A 19,901-nucleotide genomic window follows, 5' to 3' on the forward strand; every position below is an offset into this window, starting at 1 on the left:
TCGCCGCCTAGTAAATGAAGTGGAACCAGCTTGCGAGGTGAATCTGTGCTTGCGCCATCAACTGCCAGAAAATGCTGTTGTCTGGGTACAAAACAATGGTAGCGCGAGAGCCGACAAACAGTGCTGGTGGTAACTCTTCGCTGCTGGTTAGGTTCACTCGTGTACGCTGCGCATCACGTACCCAGCGGTTGTTCACTTCCACTTTGGTTAGTGCGCCATTAGGCGTTTGTTGTGCGGCTGCTACACCGTAATCGCGGCTAGCTAAATCAAAGTCGTACACCGAACCTGGATTGGCATCAAATGTGACCAAGGCGTGGAAAGTCTTGTCTACGTTCGCGACGGACTTTTCACGAAAATCAGCGGCTACCCAGAGTGATCCTGTTGGTACAAATGTCAGCAATGGCATGTTGGTGTTTGCCATCGTGCCAACTTCTAGTTGCAGGTTGGTCACGACACCATCACTGGGAGCGAGTACTGCGGTATTTGCCAAATCAAGTTGCGCCTTTTCGATGCCGTTTTTGGCAATTCGAACGGCGGTGCTTTGACCTTTTTGAGTGCCTAATTGCGCCTCAATGACTTTTAAGTTTTGTCGTTCCGCTTTAAGCGCTGCACGTGATACCTGATTTTGGGCAAAGGCATTATCGAGTGTCGATTGAGAGATGACTTTTTGCTTCGATAACGTCAGTAATCGGTTGTACTCGCGGTGTGCATTATCAAATGTCGCTTGGGCGCGGGCAATATTGGCAAGAGCGGCTTCGCGTTGAGAATACAGTGTTGCTTCTTTTTCATAAGCGGATTGCAGAGACAGCTCCGCCTGTTCAAGCGCTATCTTGTATTTACGATCATCAATCGTAAACAACACATCGCCTTTTTGAACGGACTGGTTATTCTCGATGAGAACGTCGGTCACTTTACCAGATACCTCGGGCGCGACTTGGACAACGTATCCTTGCACTCGTCCTTCGGTCGTTAAGGGGGCGTGGCGGTCAGCAATGATAATGTACAAAAATAGTACGATGAACAGGACAATCAAAGTTCGCATCCAGTGTTTGAATTTTTGGTCAGCCGTCATTACAAGTTCCGTTAAACATATTGGATAGCGGATTATAGAGAAGTTACTCACAATTCAGTAGAATGATAATACGAACATAAATGACCTAAAAATAGGACAATGAACGTTAGTTTTGATGATATTTATCTATTCACTCAGACGGTGGTTCACGGCGGTATAAGTGCAGCGGCAGAGGCGAATCAACTACAACGCTCAAAAGTGAGTCGTCGCCTGCAAGAATTAGAGAAATCGCTCGGGGTACAACTTTTGATCCGCACAACACGCAGCATTGAATTGACGGAGCACGGGAAACGCTTGTTTGAGTTGGTGGGGCAGCCTATTGACCATATTCAGCAAGGTTTAAATGCCATGCACGAATATCAACAAGAGCTGACGGGCAAGGTGCGTTTAGCCATTCCTTCCGCATTGATGAGCTCTGCCGCGTTTAACGCGATCATCACCGAGTACACAACGCGGTATCCGGAGATTTCGGTCGAGATTGAAAACCATCAAGAGAGTGTCGATCTCAAGCGTCAATCGTTTGATTTACAGCTTCTTCCGAGCGTGGTCAAAGTCACCGATGACAGCTATGTGCAGTTCAGTCTTTTGCCTTATCGTAGTCACTTTGTTGCGTCAAAAGCCTATCTAGAATCGCATCCGCCAGTAAAAACGGTGGAAGATCTTAAGCAGCATCGCCTTTTAACTAATCGTTACAATGCCGATTTGCTCGATTCAGATCTGCATGTGGCGTTGCGCTCGGACGACCTCAACTTGCTGCGCTCGATGGCGATAGCAGGAAACGGCATCGCGTTTATTCCTCAAATTCATTCCAAGCCTGCACTGAGAGACGGTTTGTTGGTCGAGGTGCTGCCTCAATTTGCGCATCCTAAGCAGCATCTTACTCTGATTTATCCCTCGGCCTTATTTCTGCCCAATAAAGTCAAAGCCTTGATTGAGCTAATTCGAGAGAAATTTAAATAGTCAGTTCAAACCACCCTTACCTAAGGGAAAATGTGTGAGCGAAGGTCATCTTTCTAGGTTTTATTGCTCTAACATGAAAGGGTTCTGATACATTAATTATTGCTCAACTTGTTGAGTATGGTTTGTGGTCACACAATATAGGAGATGGAAATGTTATCGAAAGGAAACACGGGCCTGATTGTGGTGGATGTTCAGGGCAAACTCGCTACATTAATGCATGAAAGCGACGCACTGATTGAAAATATTACGAAACTGGTAAAGGGTGCCAAAGCACTAGATTTGCCTATTCTGTGGCTAGAACAGAATCCAGAAAGGTTGGGCCCAACCGCGGAGCCGATTCGTGAAGTGCTTGAAAGCACGCATTTATCTATTACCAAGTACACGTTTGATGGTTGCAAAGAGGCGACGTTTAAGGTCGCGGTGGAGAACGCGAAAGTTGATACCTGGTTGGTTTGCGGTATTGAATCCCACATTTGCGTCTATCAAACCGCGGTTTCTCTGCGCCAGTCCGGTTATCGCGTTGAATTAGTCACGGATTGTGTATCTTCCCGAACCGCTGCCAATAAAGCGCTCTCTCTTGCGAAGCTAACCGCTAACGGTGTGGTGCTTACTGGGTTAGAAATGTGCTTGTATGAAATGGTCGAAGATTGCCGAGCACCTGAATTCAAAGAAATTCTGGCGCTCATCAAATAGTGTAATCACTGGAATCAACAACAACTTTATCTGAACACGCTATTCAAATTCTCGTTGATATCTTGGCAACATCGACTCGTTGCCAAGTAACCCGCCTTGGTGAATGTAAATCACCGTTTTATCTGTGTTCTCTTCCAACCAAGGGGTGAGGCATTGCCACATATACGGGTCGTATAACAGGTCAAATTCGAGGTCGGTTTGCTCAAAGAGCGCTTTCCATGTGATGTAATCTTCTTCGTACAAGCGACCAAAATGGTGTTTGTTGCGCACGGTTAAAATGGTTGGGTGGCTGTTTTCACAGAGCTGGTTGAACTGTTCGGTTAAGTAATCTGCATCGCCTACGCAAGGGCAAGTTAGCACTTCTATGCCGTGTGGGCTTAAATGTTTATGAAGATATAAAGCCGTCGTGCCGGTGCCTGATGGCAGGGCGACGGTAAAATGCTCTTTACCTCTCAATCGCGTCCAATCAAGAATTTCTCGTGCTAACTGTTTGATGCCAGCTTCAGCGAGGTGGGAACGTCCACCCTCTGGAATCAGCAATGTCGACTCATCTAATCTTCGTACCTGGTGGATGTATTCACTAGGGTGGAGTTCGCTACCGATGTCTTGCATGGCGGTGATTTTCATACCCAAATCGAGAGCGCCGCGGTAGTTTCCGATGGGGGAGCTTTTTAGCCAAGATGGAATGTGATGAACATAAAACTCAAATGCCCAACCTTTAATCTGGGCGAGAGCCGCTAGCGAGTACATGGCATTAGATTGAGCGGAGCCAAAGCTTATTAACGTGGTGATGTCGGGATTTTGCTCTTCCATTAACGTCATAAACTTACGTGCTTTGTTCCCAGAAAAGTGGGAGTGGAGCATGTCGTCACGTTTAAGGAAAAATTTGCGCCCATTAAAGCTATGTTGGGTGATAGGACTTTCTGAGAGTTTCATGTCGATGCTGACGGAATAAACCGTGTCACCTTTGCCATTTAAAAAGGGCGCGTAGTGTAACGCCATTAAACCAAGATAAAAAGTCTGGGTTTCAGGACTTCCATTTCGGTTATTCCTGATGTTTTGACTCGCACTCACCGGTGCTGTAATACCATTGCAATGGTTTCACTTCTATCCTTTGGTTGCTTTGATTCCATGGTATTCCATCCCATGACTCGCCTTTCTGCCTCTAGCCACGTACACTACTCCGCTTATTTCCATTCAATCAGAAGGCTTGGTTTTGCAGACTCTAGAACAATTAAAAACAGGACAATTAGTAGGAATTAAACAACTGAAGTTGGCGGAAGGGCTAACTGAGTTCCCTATGGAAATTTTAGAGCTTGCAGACTCACTTGAAGTGTTAGATTTATCCGGCAACGCACTGTCAGATTTGCCACAAGAACTGGAACAGCTGACCAAACTAAAAATCATCTTTGCGTCCAATAATCAGTTCACCCATTTACCAGAGGTATTGGGCAAGCTGCCAAACCTTGAGATGGTTGGGTTTAAAACCAACAAGATCAAAGTGGTGAGTGAAGCCTCACTACCAAGTCAGTTACGTTGGCTGATCCTGACCGACAACGAGATTGAAACGCTACCAAACAGTCTGGGTGAAAGGCCGCGCTTAAGAAAGCTTGCACTGGCGGGGAATCGCATCAAACGACTGCCAAGTAGCATGGAAAACTTAGTTAATTTGGAATTGGTTCGTCTCTCTGCGAACCAGCTAGAGCACTTTCCGGATGTGCTGATGAAGCTACCTAAATTGGCATGGTTTGCTTTTGCAGGTAATCCATTCTGCAAACACCCATCTTCGCTAGACAGTGTGCCGAAAGTGACCACAAACAGTTACTCGCTTAACCATGTTCTCGGCCAAGGGGCAAGTGGCGTGATTTCTCATGCTAACTGGATTGATGCTCAATACAACTTCCCGAGTGAAGTTGCGGTAAAAGTGTTCAAGGGCGAGGTCACCAGTGATGGCTACCCTCATGATGAACTTGAAGCGTGTTTGCAAGCTGGACATCACAACAACTTAGTGAAATCCATCGCGCAAGTGGGTGACGGTAAAGAGCTTGCGTTGGTGATGGAGCTGATTCCAAACAGTTACTACAACTTGGGTTTACCGCCAACGTTGGAAACCTGCACCCGAGATACGTTCCCACAAGGGTTTACGCTGACAGTCGAGCAAGTGAACTCTATTGTTGAGCAGATGGTGAACGTATTTAATCACCTACACGACAACAAGGTGTGTCATGGTGATTTGTATGCGCACAATACGTTGGTGAACGAGCAAGGGAAGATGATCTTCGGTGACTTTGGCGCGGCGAGCATTTACGGCTATTTATCGGACGAGCAGCAAGCTGCAATCAGAGCCATTGAATCCAGAGCGTTGAAGTATTTTATCGAAGATGTGTTTTCTGTGTGCGAAGCGTCGGAATCGGCATCGCAAGCATTCGAACGACTAGTTGCGCTTGCGGCATAAGATTTCATTCAATCGAAAAAGAAAGAGGTATCGAACTGCCCGTTTTGATACTGAGCAAATGAGATACCTCTTGATTGAATCTAGTGCTGAGGAAGTGACTCTGAGCAAGCTTCATGATGCTCTGACGAAAGGTCAATCACTGCCTCACATCCACCCTCAGAATGTGTATCAATAGTGAATTGCCAGCCATAGCGTCGGCATAAGTCGTCCACAATCATGAGCCCCAAACCATGACCTTCGGCATCTGGCACGGAAGAGAAGCCTTCGCCTTCATCTCTCACCGACAGTGTGGTATCGGTCATGGTGATATGAATCGTTCCCGCTGACGTGGCTGCAATGCCGTTGCGAATTAAGTTACTCAACGTAATGTTAAGCACTGCAGTGGTCGCTTTGGTTTGCGGATGACCCAATATCTGTACATTAAATTCCAACGACTTTTCATCGGCTTGCGCTTGGCTAAGAGCAATGATGTTGTGAAGCTCTTGCTCTGAGATAGTTCGGACGGGGCTGTCGTCAGTGTTGCGTTCATATCGAACCAAACCTAACAAAGCATCAACCATGGTCGACATCTGCAAAGTGGCATCTTGAATACGGCCAATCTGACGTTCTTGAAACGATGTACTTGGGCTTCTGGCTAGCAAGCTGCTTGAGCCTTTCATCACTGTGAGCGGTGTTCTCAGTTCATGGCTGGCATATCGTGCAAAAGCTTGTTCACGTTTAATCACTTGATTGATTTGATGTCGATATTCATTAAGCTGATTTGCGAGCGTTTGGAACTCATTTGCAGAGCCTTCAGGGACAACAAATTTTTGTGTAGTGTCACCTTGATGGCGGTCCAGTTGTATTTTTAGGGCACTAACAGGTTCAATGAGACGCAGAGAAAGTCTCGATAATAGGCTGCCAAAAATCAAAAGTAACCCGATGACAACCGCCAGCACCATAACGAGAACAAGCATGAACTCGTTAGATGTAATTTCTATCTCATCAATCAGAGAGATCAGAATAATAGGATGTTCCTCTCCATCTTGCATGTAGGTGCTCATGTAAATCATGCGAGTGTCTGGTTCGTCAGCAACTTCAGCGAGAAAATATTTTTTATTTTGAATAAAGGGTTGATAGAGCTCAGGAACGAGATTGATGTTGTTGTATGCCGTTGTTAGTAAGTCGAGTTTGATGATTCCGCTATCAGGATGGTTTCGAAAGTGCTCAATCGCCTCTTTTTTATCGATCATAATGCGTCGTTCACCGACGCGATCTTCCGACCATAATAGCGCTCCGCTAACCAATGCGAAGCATAGCAAGCCAATCACAACCGACACTAGAAGGAAGAAGAGTTCAAGGCGTCCGGTTAAGCTTTGTGTATTGTTAAATAAGCGGCGAATCATGCCCCGGGCTCCAATCGGAAGCCGACTTTTGGAATGGTTTTCAAAACGTGCTCTTTGAATGGTTTGTCGAGCTGCCCACGCAATTGATAAATATGGCTACGCAACACATCGTTATTTGGCTCATCTTCTTGCCACAATCGGAAAGCAATCTCCTCACGTGTGACCACTTCTGGCGCGTTTTTCACCAGCATTTCTAGAATCGTGTACGTGGTTGGATTCAACGCCAACAGCTTATCTTGACGGTAGGCTTGATGCGTTTTTTGATCGATAGACACTTCGCCATACTGGAGTTTGGTTGATGCAACCGTACCGCGGTAGCGTTTAATCAATGCAGTCATGCGTGCTTCAAGAATATCGAGATCAAACGGTTTGGTGAGGTAGTCGTCGGCGCCGTGTTGGAAGCCTTTGAGCATGTCGTCTCGGCTATCAAGTGCTGTCAGCATCAACACCGGAGTGTTATTACCTGCATCGCGTAGCTTGTTACACAGTGTTAGGCCATCCATGCGCGGCAGCATGAGGTCGAGCAAAATGATGTCAAACGCATTATCCATCGCCAGTTTTAAGCCTAGCTCACCGTTGTCGGCATAATCCAGCTGCATGCCAGCACACTCAAAATAATCAAACAACATTCCCGCTATTTCACGATTATCTTCTACCAAAAGTACACGCTTCATTTATTCTTATCCAATCTCGATAAATTCGAATGTTGATCTTAACGAACATTATTCACTATAGGTGTGAAAAAGTTGTCGACGATGATTTTCTCACCTTTGTGTCGGTTTTCAATGTCTAACCTTAAATACAGTGGTACCTGTTTATTTATATCTATCAATACTGATTGAAATATAAATGGTATAGATTGGTTGGTTCTGTTAACTCCATATAAAACATGAAGATACTAAATTATTTATGTGACACTGAGCACATTGTTAGTAATTGCTGATTTTTACTGACTCACTCATAGAAAAAGTTCTTACTTCTCTTAAGTCCCCTTTTTAATTGTGGTTATCGCTTTTAAATACAAACACTTAGATTCTCCTTTTTGAGATAATTCAATTAAATCAATGGCTTCATGTATAAGCGAAAACCTGCATTATTTTATTTTTATTAATAAAACTACATTTTCTGTTCTTGCTCTGTTCATAAATGAAAGCCTTCCATTAACTTTACTTGTTTAAAATCCATGATCCTTCCAATGCTTAATGCCAGATAAAAATCAATTTGTGAGGCTATCATGTTTAACAGTATACGCACTCGAATTGCTGTCAGTGCGGGTGGGGCAATGGCCTTCACTCTATTGATTGCAATGGGTATGACAACCAATGCGTTCACGCAAGTGAATGAACAAATCACTACAAAAGTAAAATCTCAACTGACCGAAGCCACCACGACCGACCTGAGCAATACGGCGATTCAGCAAGGGCTGAATATTTCCAACCAGTTAGAGCCAGTGTTGGCGAACCTAAAGCAAGCGCGTTCAATTATCGAATTAAGCGCAGAGACGGCCGCGACGCCAGACATTATTGTTAAACAGTTTATTGCGTCGCTAGAAGCTCAGAACAAAGCTGTGTTTGCTGGTTACATGGTGTGGGAAAAGCCATCGTGGGTTGAGCCAACGATTCAAGACAAAAGCCTTGGCTTTAATAGCGAAGGCTACTTAGCGCCATTCTTTTCGCCAAATTCGCACAACAGTTTTGATGTCGTGGCGATGGATAGCTTTAGTAATACTGAATTAAACAACAACGGTGAGCGTAAAGACGATTGGCACTTGATGCCTTACGAAACGGGCAAAACGTTCGTCATGGAACCATATATGTATCCGGTTCGCGGCAAACAAGAACTGATCACGACCATCAGCCAACCAATCAAGTTACGTGGCGAGATCATTGGCTCTCTCGGTTTTGATTTGTCATTGAACGAGTTACAAAGCCAAAGTGAAGATTACGCGAGCGACTTGTTTGATGGACAAGGCCGTATTCTGATTTCTTCGTGGAAAGGCATCACACTGGCGAACAGCAGCCAAGCGGATCAAGTGGGCAAGAAAGTCTCTCATGAATTGGCGTCTCAATGGGCTCGTATTCAATCCATTGCGAAACAAAAAGGCGCAGGCCTTGTGACGTTTGGCGGGGATGAGTATGCGATTACTGCAATTGAAACCAGCGATGCGCCTTGGATCGTTATGGTGTCGGTTCCCAGTAGCTTCCTTAAAAAGAACGTGGATGACTACGAGCGATGGAGTGAAGAACAAAGTGCAGAAGCTCTTGAAAAGGGAGTGTGGGCAGGGATTATTGCGGCTCTGATTGGTATTGTTGCGATGACGATGATCGCGACCTCGTTGGGCAAAGTATTAACTAACTTAGTGGAGCGTTTTAAAGACGCAGCACAAGGCGAGGGCGACCTAACTTACCGCATTGAGGTGAAAGGTAAGGACGAAACCGCCCAACTGGCGCACTGGTTTAATACCTTCCTCGCTCGCATTCAGGAAATGCTTTTAACCGTAATGGCGACGGCAGACCAAGTTGATAAAAACGCAAGTGAAGGCCAAGCTCGCGCGGCGGCTTCGAGAGATCAACTGAACGTTCAAGTGAACGAAGTCAACTCGCTAGCAACGGCGATTAATGAGATGAGCGCAACCGCACAAGAAGTGGCAAATTCTGCGGTACAAGCGGCGGCAGCGGCAAGCCAAGTTCAAAGCAATAGTGCGAATGGCATGTCGCGTATGGACAATGCTGCAAGCGCGGTGGATAACCTCGCTTCGCAAGTGAATGATGCACAGCACCAGACGCAGAATTTGGTGGCTTCAAGCACGGCGATTCAGGGTATTCTAAGTGAGATTGGTGGCATTGCCGATCAAACCAACTTGTTGGCTCTGAACGCTGCGATTGAAGCTGCGCGTGCTGGTGAGGCGGGGCGTGGTTTTGCTGTGGTAGCCGATGAAGTCCGCAACCTTGCAACGCGCACACAAGGCTCGACAGAAGAAATTCGTGCAATGTTGGCTCGTTTGGAGCAAGAAACGCAATCAATCGTTGTGTTGATGGAGCAAAGCCAGAAGCAAGCGGTGGATACCAAAGAAGAAACACAAGCAGCGCAATTGGCGTTGGCCGAAATCAACCAAGCTATTGAAGTGATTAATGATATGAACAATCAAATCGCTTCAGCGGCAGAAGAGCAAAGTTCGGTGTCAGAAGAGATCAACCGTAATGTGGTTGTGATTAATGATACGGCGATGGAAGTGATGGATACTATGTCATCTTCGGTAGCGATCAGCAATGAACTGACGGCAAAAGCGAGTGATCTTCACGGTGAGTTGAGCAAATTCAAGTTGTCTTAATCAAGTAAGTGAGAGAGTTTAACCCAACTTAAAACGTTTACTTCTAACAAAACAAAAGGCTCCAGAGTTACCTCTGGAGCCTTTTTTAATGCTTGCTGCAAACTATGAAGCGGGACTTGCTGGCTGTTCACCAGCCGCTTTTAAGCGTTCGATTTCCGATTCGGTTTGCCACTTGCCGTTGTAAAGGTATTCACGCTCAGGAAGCGGGGCATTTGACGCCCTTAAATCAAATACCTCATCGGTTTGATATTCTTTATAACAAACTGGCGTACTAAACAGTCTAGCCTCTGGCTTAGCTTCAAATAGCTTTTTGTGGTCTGTGACTTCTGTACAGTCAAGCTTATATTCCGTGGTTAGCTGATTGACCATAGACTCTAAGTCAGATACGGTTTTGAAAAATACGTAATAGTGGAATCGGTTGTGTAAGCGTGAAATCTTAGTATGTTCCATATTAATATATTCGCATGTGTCATGCTTAAAAAAGAACTTAATCACTTTTCTTTTCTTATTGTAATCAGCAAAGAGCCAGTCTTCTCGCTCACCAACTCTCACTTCTGTTGGTTCATCAGGCTGACGTTTTAACATACCAAATGAAAGCAAAATAAAGGCACCTGCTCCCGCTAATGCCATCGGACCAACTAGTGCTACCATCACTACACACACCACCGCGCCAATCCAGCCAACAGCTTGCGTAGCGGTATTTACCCATTTAGGCATATTGCGACGCTTTTTCATCACAAAGCCTTTATCTGAAAAAATGTAGTCATAGCGATAATCGAGGCCAATCGTAAGGTAAAAGATTCCAGCCATCATCGCTGACAAGATAAGACCGAAAAAGGTTACGACGAGCGTATCACTTGAGTGTGTCAAAAATACTATTACAAATAAGAAGCTCATAAATGGCAAAGCCGTTAACTTGTAATGGTAGCGAAATGGCTCTTCTACATCATACTTATGCCATGTTGTTAAATTGTCCCCTGTGAGAATCTTTTGCTCTTGTGCTTCTTGATAAACCACCAATTCTTCTGGGGTGATATAAAACGGTGAATATGCCAAGGGTTACTCCTGAAAACCTAATGTGCCAACAGCGGGGGTGAGTGTTTTTTGAATTATGTCTTGTTTGATATTGTCTGAAATAATGCCATAAGTTGCACTCTGTTTTATGCCGTTTTGGAACCAATACTCACGCTTAGCGGGGGCATCATCTTCCACATCGTAAGCTACTTGCATTGCAAGGTAATGATCTGCTTCTTCAATTGGCAAGGTTACCTTGTACACCAGTGATTCTTTGCTTGCTTGGGCTTGAGTTTGTAGCGTGACTAAATCTGCGTTTTGATGCCACGAGCCTGACGTCAAATCATCTTCTGTTGCCTTGCTGTTGGTTCTCAACGTAATACCATTCGTTGCGGCACGCCTTGGCAGTTGAATATGCACCTCCAAACCGATTAACTCACGATGTGTGTAACCTGGGTAAGCTTGTACTTTTTCAATAGGTTGATGGTATACCGTAGGCTGCTGAATAATCGACTGTAAGTCAAACAGCGCTTGTTGCACTAATGCTGAATTATGCTTTTCTCTTTCAGGCAAGCTCGCAGATTGGCTCCACTGAGTGCGAGCAGGATGGTATCCCCATGGGAGTTTATCTAACCATTTTTGGAAATTATCTTGTTTCAATTTGTTTAACTTATGATTGATGGCTAGGAATACAACCGTAATAATAACTAAGCCTGCCGTTATAGGTCCGCCAAAGGATAAGTTTAATGCAAACTGACCAGTTAACCCACCGTATGCTTGGAACATACCGACAGCCGACATTGCGGTTAATACTAGGGTATTTGCTACATGTAGGTATTTTTCTTGACCATAAACATCATCAGCCTTCTGCCAAGAACGGTAAGCCTCAATACCTGAAGCTAACGCACCTAAAGCCCCTGTGATCGCGAGCCATTTATTGAACACCTTTAGATCATCTAGGATCAAGTTTTCAAAACCACGGGCATTACTATTTACTAACTCTTTTAAGACTTTGTATGAATGGGCTCTTAATTTGGGATTACCCTTCACATTCTCCCATAATTTACCTGTACGAATACCCGTCCAAGCGTTTGCTGTATAAAAAAGCTTTTGCTGAACATCTAAGAAATCATCTTGCGACATTAACCCTGTTTCTTGAATGCTGTTCATTGCATCAGCAAGTGCGAGACAGTTGAAAATCAGAGCTAAGAAGCCTAGACCACCCACATCTTCAAACAGTTTATTAAGGTTGTTTAATCTGTTATCCCATATATCTTTACGCATTTGAATTGTTGCCTCAAGTACGTCATCTGGAAACTCGATGTATTGTGGGTATTCTAATGTTGCCACTGCTAGACTTTTTTGGAGGTGACGTTGTTGTTTTAAGGCTTGTTTATATTGTTGTTTTGATACTGTTTTATCGCCTTTATTAAAAGCAGCTATAATGGCCTTGTTTTGGTTTGAGGCAACCACTCTTTTATCATGGTTAGACTTCCAATCACCAAAACCTTGCGCATAGTTTTTATTGATTTTGACAGCAGTATTGGTAGCTAAACGTTCAGCGAACACTGCTCGCCAATAAAAGCTATTTCGAGTTAAAGGCTTTGAGAAAACGGGCATGATTAGAAGTGAAGCTTGAGAAGTAAAGCTAACTCCTAATTTTAGTGCACTCTTCATTATTGCGCTGTTTGCGGCTTTGAAGATTATATCTAGTTCCTTAAATCCTTTCGCGATGTCTTTTAAAAACTCGGTTTCTGCAGTATTTGGGTTAGAAATAAAGTCCATTACTTTTGCATACATACCGATACGGTTACTTGCTGCCGAAACGTAGTCCATAAATTGTTTGTCTGAGCTTTCAGTGTCTGGAACAATTTTGGCGACGTCTACTTCACCTACCTGATTTGAAACTTGTTCAGGAATTAACTTCTCCACTTGTTTAAAGAGGCTACGACTAAACCCGGAAGTGTAGAGTGCGAGTAAGCTGGTTGGTTTCTCCCATTGGCTTTCTGCCCATTGGCGGTCTTCTTCTTGCACCACCAAAGTAAATGACTCAACGGCTTGTTTATGGAGTTGGTACAAGCTGTACTGCGTATCTTCGCTGTATAGGTCGAAGGTTCTCTCGAGATGATGCGGCGTCAAAGATTCCATTACAGCAATAAAGTCCCTTTTTACCGAGACAACTTGGGCTAGCATGGTTTCTTTTTGTTCTGACAGCTCTTGCATTTCGCTCAGCATTTGCTTCCAGTTGAGCTGCTTGCGCCAGCGCTCAGTCGCTATCCATTGTTCGTATTTACCAAATCGGCTCGCAGAAATTCGATATTTGTCCTGTATTGCTTTGGCAATGTCACTTTGGGTATGTTGGTGTGATTCAATCGCTCCAGCGGAAAATTTGGCAGGATAGCCGGACTGGACTGAGCTTTTGTTCTGCTCTGCCAAATCGAGTTGACTCGAGGAGTCATAATATTCTGCCATGTCGGTATAAAACGACAGCTCTTCACTGTTACGCTTAACGCTAGCTGGCATGTCTATCTCGTCACTTGCCCCGAACATGCACAATTGCATGGCGGTCTGCATCAAACTCCACTGGTTTGAAAACTGGTCAGTAAAAAGGCGGTAAGGGCTTGCGGCACCAACAAAATGTAGTGACATATCTTGAATGTCTGCGGCGTAATCTTTTATCGCGACGAAGTAGCCCGACTCTTCTTCTGGAATCGCAGAGGTTAAATCACTTTCGACAGCAACAGGTTTAAAGGTAGAACCATCTTCGTCAGCTTTGGTAGCGATGCCAGAATCTGCAAAACGCCCATCATCAACGGCAGAAGATTCAATATCAGCCACTTGAGTTAACTTATCGATTGGGGCAATGTTGTGCTGATTCTCGTTTGCAGACAGAACAACAGTCTGCATGCGATCGATATGATTACTTGGATTGTTAAGGACGCGCATGAACATGTTCCATGTCCAACGGTGTTCAGAGTAACAAATCGACAGCACGCTCCCATCTTCGTAAGTAAGAAAAGGTTTTGCCCCTTCTGGTGTCCCACGCTGTTCGGATTCTGGGCTTTCCGACTCTCCCAGCTTGTAGAGCGTGAATTGCGTTCCTTTGATTTCGTATTCGTCTAGGCTTTTATTGATTGCATCATAGACATACAACCAACCATCACGAAGCTGACGCAGGGTGTAGCCAACGGTATTGAGTTTGGCTGGGCCTTGGCCTTTCCATTCTTCAGGCAAACCAAAAGGTTGTGTTTCTTCCGTTTCTAGCTGATCGATGGCGTAGCGAACAGGGATGAAGTGTGCCGGTAAAGCCTCTGTTGGTTCTTTCTCGGTTTTTAAATTGAGAGGCTCTGGTTCAGACGGCGGTGGCGGATCGATTTTTTTTGTTTCTCCCTCCCAAAACATACTGCGCTCTGGGGGTGAGCCAGCAAGATCATCGGATTCCGTGGTTGGAACGATATTCAGAGATTTCAGCGTACCATCGCTTTCAAATGCCTGAATGGCTTCCTCATAGGTATAGCTGTTGTCATACCAGAACATAGAAGTTTTTGGGGGAAGTGGATTACTCATCGTTAGCCCATGTTTAAGAGTTTTACTCTATTACGCAAATATCGCACCAAAATAAAGTAATTAAAAATCAATAATTTAGTTTTGTATTATTTTCCTTCAATCAAATAATTGTTTGTTTTTCCAATAAGTTGGTTGGTGTTTACCATTTTTTGTATTGATTGAATCAAAGTTTGAGTTGTGAGTGATACCTCAATGAGCCGACAAAACAAAAGGGCTCCAGAGTTACCTCTGGAGCCCTTTTTAGTATTCAAGTTCTAATGAACTAACGACGTTTTGGTTTACGTTGACCACCTTGTACTTTACCAGAACCGTTACGGTTGCCAGATGGTTTACCATCTTTTGAACCGCCTTCAGAGCGTTTGTTCAAGTGGCCACCGAAACCTGGTTGATTTTTGGTGTGCTTGGTTGCAAAGCGGTTTGCACCGTGACGGCCAGACTTACGACGTTGCGCTGGAGTTTGAGCATCAATGTCTTCTGCAGGAACGAGACAGCCTTGTTTGTCACCAATCAAATGTTTTTTACCCATACTGACTAGGGCTTCACGGATCATTGGCCAGTTTGCTGGATCGTGATAACGCAACAGCGCTTTATGCAGGCGACGTTGACGTTCACCTTTTGCTACAGGTACATCTTCACGTTTTTTGTACTTCACGCGTTTCAGAGGGTTTGTCTCTGAGTAGTACATCGACGTTGCGTTACACATTGGCGAAGGGTAGAAGTTTTGTACTTGGTCACATTCGAAGTTGTTCTTTTTCAGCCACAGAGCAAGGTTCAGCATGTCTTCGTCTTCTGTGCCTGGGTGCGCAGAGATAAAGTAAGGGATTAAGTACTGCTTTTTACCTGCTTCAGCACTGTACTTCTCGAACATTTCTTTAAAGCGATCGTACGTGCCCATGCCAGGTTTCATCATCAGATCAAGAGGGCCTTTCTCTGTATGTTCCGGTGCAATCTTCAAGTAACCACCTACGTGATGAGTTACGAGCTCTTTCACGTATTCTGGTGATTCAATCGCAAGGTCGTAACGTACGCCAGATGCGACCATCACTTTCTTCACGCCTTCAACTTTACGCGCTTCGCGGTATAGATCGATGGTATGTTTATGGTCTGTATTTAACTTGTTACAGATGCCCGGGAATACACAGGATGGACGACGACAGTTCGCTTCCGCTTTTGGGTCTTTGCAACCTAGGCGGTACATGTTTGCAGTCGGGCCACCAAGATCGGAAATTGTGCCTGTAAAGCCTGGGACTTTGTCGCGAATTTCTTCAATCTCGTTAATGATTGACTCTTTCGAGCGGTTTTGAATGATTCGACCTTCATGCTCGGTAATTGAACAGAAAGAACAGCCACCAAAACAACCACGCATGATGTTCACAGACGTTTTGATCATGTCATACGCTGGAATTTTTGCTTTGCCGTACATAGGATGAGGAACACGCGCGTAAGGCAGGCCAAACACAAAGTCCATCTCTTCGGTCGTCAATGGGATTGGGGCTTGGTTTACCCAAAGTTCACGATCACCATGGCTTTGAAGTAACGCTCGACCAGAGTACGGGTTTGTTTCTAAATGCAATACACGACTTGCGTGGGCATAAAGAATGCGATCGTTTCTTAGTTTTTCAAAAGAAGGTAAGCGAATCGCAGTTGTCGCAGCATCGTGGCGTGATGGGCGAATCGTGATTGGTTGTGCAACTGGCTCATCTTTTTTAGTTTCACACTGAGTTTCTACTTCGTATGGGTTCTTTGGTACGAACGCTTCTTTACGAGGTTTTTCAATGCGAGAAGAATCGATAACCGTGTAGCCTTCTGGCGCGGTTGGCAGGTTCACGGCTGTACCACGAATATTAGTCATGGTGCTGATGTCTTCACCATTTGCGATGCGATGCGCTACTTCTACAAGTGCACGCTCTGCGTTACCGAAAAGTAAGATATCTGCTTTTGCATCAAACAGTACCGAACGGCGAACTTTGTCTGACCAGTAATCGTAGTGCGCAACACGGCGTAGGCTGGCTTCGATACCACCTAAAACAATAGGCACTTCTTTATAGGCTTCACGACAACGCTGAGAGTAAACCAAAGTCGCGCGGTCTGGGCGTTTACCACCTTCGTTATTGGGGGTGTACGCGTCATCGTGACGAAGTTTTTTATCCGCGGTGTAACGGTTGATCATGGAGTCCATGTTACCCGCAGTGATCCCGAAGAACAGATTTGGCTTACCAAGCTGCATGAATGCATCTTTGTTTTGCCATTCTGGTTGAGCAATGATACCGACACGGAAACCTTGTGCTTCTAGCAGACGGCCAATGATAGCCATACCAAAGCTTGGGTGATCCACGTAAGCATCACCGGTTACGATGATAATGTCACAGCTATCCCATCCTAGGGCGTCCATTTCTTTGCGACTGGTCGGCAAGAAAGGTGCCGTACCAAAACACTCTGCCCAGTATTTTTTGTACTCATGAATAGGAGTGATGTTATTGGTCATATTTTGCTCTCTGTTCCAGGGAGCGCGAATTATAGCGATTTGAGGATCAGGTATCTATACCAAACTCATCTATTCAAGCTTAGTTCATCGAGTTTTATTTGGTTTGCAAAAATATCAAGGCTATATCGGCGATTTTATGTCTAATATCACCTTGAAAGCCTCATGGTTATAGGTCGAGTCGTGAAAAATGTCGCAATGTTAATACAACCAATAAGCAATGATGTGCTTATTAAAAACAACGCCTATAATCAAATTAATGCATAGGAAAATGCAAAAAGCCGAACAAGCTCTGAAAAGGTTCTAAGTCGATTGGCTTACGTTGCCAGAATCTATTTTACAAGAGGATCAGCAGGTCCCAAATGGAATAAGGCACGTTGACTACGAACCTTGAGCATGAGGCTAATTAAAAAGGGGGCTAGGGAATGAGTGACTCAACAACAATAGCACATGAAAAAGTGCAACCGACATCCAATCCGACTCCAGTGATTGAATGGTCTTACAAGATTGATACTCGCGAGTTCGAATGCGACCAGCAAGGAATGGCAAATGCTTTTGGGTTAAATACGCCAGTCACCTGCTTAGATGATTTGTTTGAGCATATGCTGATGGGGCAACAGGAAACGCTAAGGCAACGAATTTTAGAAGTGGAGCTCCTAGGTGGGCAAGGTCGTTTTTCTTGTTGCATGATGCTTAATGAAGCTCGCTTAATACATGTCACAATTAGCTTTGAAAAGCTCAATGAGCGTATTGTTCAAGGCTCTATCATCCCTCAATTGACGATCACTGGCTGCGAAGAGTTAGCGAAAATTCTCGAAACGATTTTTGATTTACCGAATGTAGGGGTTTTAGTCGCGGACGAAGACACCCGAATCTTGGGTTGTAACCGTGCCTTTGAATTGCAAATGGGTTATCAAAACCGTGATTTGGTTGGACTTAAAACCTATATCTTTAGCACATCTCACCATAGTCAGGCGTTTTACGACCAACTCTGGCAACATATTGATGATGAAGGATACTGGAGCGGTAATTTATTGAGTAGAACTGCAAATGGTAGTAATCAGGCACATCATCTTTGTATCTATCGGCTAACGTTTCATTCTGGACGGATTCTTTATCTCGGCTTCTCTACTGACATTTCGGCTTCCTTGTTGTGGATGAAAAATCGCTGTGAACAACAACATGATTGGTCAGCTTTTTTGCCTTCTAGAGAAGAGTTCGAACTGCAATTAGCTAATTTGGCGAACGAAAGTGGGAGTAAAGAACTCAATATCGTCATGACTCTCAGACCAAATTTTTCTGAAAAATGCTTACTTGAACAGCAACTAGGCTTCGCCGATTTTATTATGCGAAGCCGCTACACCAGTATAGCGGGTCAACTTTCTAGGGATGTGTTTGTTGTCTGTTTACAAACTCCTCACTGTCAATGGCTAAGTCCTTTACGTTTGATTCAAATTGCAATGAAAGGGTTCTTCACTGAGCTTAGGAATGAAATGGGAACAAAAATGCATACCACTATCGTCGAGGGACAAACGGGTGTGTCAATCCTCGGCTATGATACAAACAGGCCAAAGCAAGCGTTAGCGCATGCAGCCCAAGCGATGTTGTCCTCACTTTCTGGAGAAGGTGGCTATTTTAATTTTTATAATAGTGAGCTTCATTCTGAGTTAGTCAAACGCCAGCATTTAGAGGCATTTTTGGAAGCGCAAATCGACAGTGGGCTGGTGGATGTTCATTTTCAACCCATAATTGATAGCCGAACTGGTAAAGTCGTTAAGTTCGAGGCCTTAGCGCGCTTTTATCATGAAAGTGATGCCTATAGCACTCAAGAGATGATTACTGTTATTGAAGATTTAGAGTTGATTGCGGCTCTGGATGATGAGGTTTGTCAAGCCGCGCTCAAACACTTTCCGCGCTTGCAAGACATATATGGCGAGAAAATAGGGTTAACCATCAATCGCTCACTGAATACTAAATTGGATTCGCTCCAGGTTCTTCAGCGTTCGCATGACCTAATTAAAGCCAGTGGTGTCGATCCTAAACGAGTCACGATTGAGCTGACGGAAACAGCGTATTTTGAGCAAGACGAAGAGCATACGCAAGCGCTAGAGCAAGTGCGCAAAGAGGGCATTAAAATTGCGATTGATGACTTCGGTACAGGGTATTCTTCTTTTTCTTACCTAGAGAAAGGGCAGTTTGATTTACTGAAAATCGACCGAAAATTCGTTAAGAACATTCAGCATGGCAATACCAGTTATAATATTGTCAAAATGGTCACTGATCTTGCTCAGCAAATGAATGTAAAAGTGGTTGCCGAGGGCGTGGAGTCAGAACAGGAGCTTCAAACATTGGCTGAAATAGGTGTGGATTACATGCAAGGCTTTTTGTTCTCTCGTGCTCGGCCTGTCGATTTGATGGAGAAAGCGGAAAGTTACGAACATTTGTTTTCGGATGTTACTGTTAAACCAAAACAAGATGATGTATTGCAATCACTGAGCCATGAAGAGGTCAGGCACCTTGAGCCCGGGGAACCATTATCGTTGGCGGTGGAATATATGAATTTAAGTCCAAGTTCGCCGCTGGTTGTCATTAACGAAAAGCGCTGTGTTGGCTTAGTTACCAAAGAGCAAGTTAACTTACACCTAACGCCTTCCATGGGGACAGAATTAGAGACTGAGCGAGAAAATTGGATTTGGAAACGCCCGGTGAACCAGATAATGAGCACGGAGTTTGTGCTCGTCAATGCGCACTTATCTGTCGCTGCTATTCGAGAGCTAATCAAAACAGGCATTCGCTTCCCGTGGGTTTTATGTGATGAAAAAGAAGAATACAGAGGTGTGTTAACTCAAGAAGATGCGTTGAAGTATCTCGCTTCTTGTTGAATAAAAAGTCTCGCTGTTCTAGTACATTTGGGGATAGACTTTCGGTGGTTTGACGATAGG

The 19,901-nt window shown here is 44.5% G+C and carries 11 protein-coding genes and 1 pseudogene; 5 read left to right on the forward strand and 7 right to left on the reverse strand.

The features are described from left to right. Positions 1-7: 7 nt before the first annotated feature. A complete protein-coding gene (locus ACZ5ZC_RS22705; protein WP_464932313.1) occupies positions 8-1,072 on the reverse strand; it encodes an HlyD family secretion protein in 1,065 nt (354 codons plus the stop codon). Positions 1,073-1,171: 99 nt separating this feature from the next. Between ACZ5ZC_RS22705 and ACZ5ZC_RS22710 the strand changes: the two genes are divergently transcribed. Both ACZ5ZC_RS22710 and ACZ5ZC_RS22715 read left to right on the forward strand, forming a co-directional pair. Continuing rightward, positions 1,172-2,032, forward strand: coding sequence for a LysR family transcriptional regulator (locus ACZ5ZC_RS22710; RefSeq protein WP_005376746.1), 861 nt, complete (start codon positions 1,172-1,174; stop codon positions 2,030-2,032). A gap of 150 nt (positions 2,033-2,182) precedes the next feature. Then, a complete protein-coding gene (locus ACZ5ZC_RS22715) occupies positions 2,183-2,725 on the forward strand; it encodes a hydrolase (RefSeq protein WP_054867688.1) in 543 nt (180 codons plus the stop codon). Positions 2,726-2,764: 39 nt separating this feature from the next. Here the strand turns inward: ACZ5ZC_RS22715 and ACZ5ZC_RS22720 are convergent, their stop codons facing one another. Beyond that, positions 2,765-3,661 (reverse strand): 1-aminocyclopropane-1-carboxylate deaminase/D-cysteine desulfhydrase, encoded by an 897-nt coding sequence (locus tag ACZ5ZC_RS22720; protein WP_464932390.1) that lies wholly within the window; start codon positions 3,659-3,661, stop codon positions 2,765-2,767. A gap of 280 nt (positions 3,662-3,941) precedes the next feature. Between ACZ5ZC_RS22720 and ACZ5ZC_RS22725 the strand changes: the two genes are divergently transcribed. After that, the gene (locus ACZ5ZC_RS22725; RefSeq protein WP_464932314.1) at positions 3,942-5,180 is read left to right on the forward strand and encodes a leucine-rich repeat-containing protein kinase family protein; all 1,239 of its coding nucleotides are present in this window, start codon (positions 3,942-3,944) and stop codon (positions 5,178-5,180) included. Between the two features lie 80 nt (positions 5,181-5,260). On the opposite strand, the gene ACZ5ZC_RS22730 is transcribed toward ACZ5ZC_RS22725, so the two are convergent. Then, positions 5,261-6,565 carry a sensor histidine kinase gene (locus ACZ5ZC_RS22730; protein WP_464932315.1) on the reverse strand — a complete coding sequence of 435 codons (1,305 nt, stop codon included), beginning with the start codon at positions 6,563-6,565 and terminating at the stop codon, positions 5,261-5,263. Next, complete coding sequence (locus ACZ5ZC_RS22735; protein WP_048625732.1) at positions 6,562-7,239, reverse strand: response regulator transcription factor; 678 nt, start codon at positions 7,237-7,239, stop codon at positions 6,562-6,564. Before ACZ5ZC_RS22735 ends, ACZ5ZC_RS22730 begins: the two co-directional genes overlap by 4 nt. A gap of 560 nt (positions 7,240-7,799) precedes the next feature. On the opposite strand from ACZ5ZC_RS22735, the gene ACZ5ZC_RS22740 reads away from it, so the two are divergent. Beyond that, a complete protein-coding gene (locus tag ACZ5ZC_RS22740; RefSeq protein WP_025504053.1) occupies positions 7,800-9,896 on the forward strand; it encodes a methyl-accepting chemotaxis protein in 2,097 nt (698 codons plus the stop codon). A 102-nt stretch (positions 9,897-9,998) separates the two neighbouring features. On the opposite strand, the gene ACZ5ZC_RS22745 is transcribed toward ACZ5ZC_RS22740, so the two are convergent. The 3 genes and pseudogenes from ACZ5ZC_RS22745 to ACZ5ZC_RS22755 form a co-directional block, all read right to left on the reverse strand. Continuing rightward, a complete protein-coding gene (locus tag ACZ5ZC_RS22745) occupies positions 9,999-10,952 on the reverse strand; it encodes a hypothetical protein (RefSeq protein WP_258692804.1) in 954 nt (317 codons plus the stop codon). A 3-nt stretch (positions 10,953-10,955) separates the two neighbouring features. Continuing rightward, positions 10,956-14,477, reverse strand: coding sequence for a T6SS effector BTH_I2691 family protein (locus ACZ5ZC_RS22750; protein ID WP_464932316.1), 3,522 nt, complete (start codon positions 14,475-14,477; stop codon positions 10,956-10,958). Between the two features lie 283 nt (positions 14,478-14,760). Next, positions 14,761-16,962: pseudogene (locus tag ACZ5ZC_RS22755) on the reverse strand (YgiQ family radical SAM protein); the annotation flags it as partial. 422 nt (positions 16,963-17,384) lie between these two features. Here ACZ5ZC_RS22755 and ACZ5ZC_RS22760 point away from each other — a divergent pair. Further along, a complete protein-coding gene (locus ACZ5ZC_RS22760; RefSeq protein WP_464932317.1) occupies positions 17,385-19,841 on the forward strand; it encodes an EAL domain-containing protein in 2,457 nt (818 codons plus the stop codon). Positions 19,842-19,901: the final 60 nt, after the last annotated feature.

This window comes from Vibrio sp. JCM 18905, from assembly GCF_055393305.1.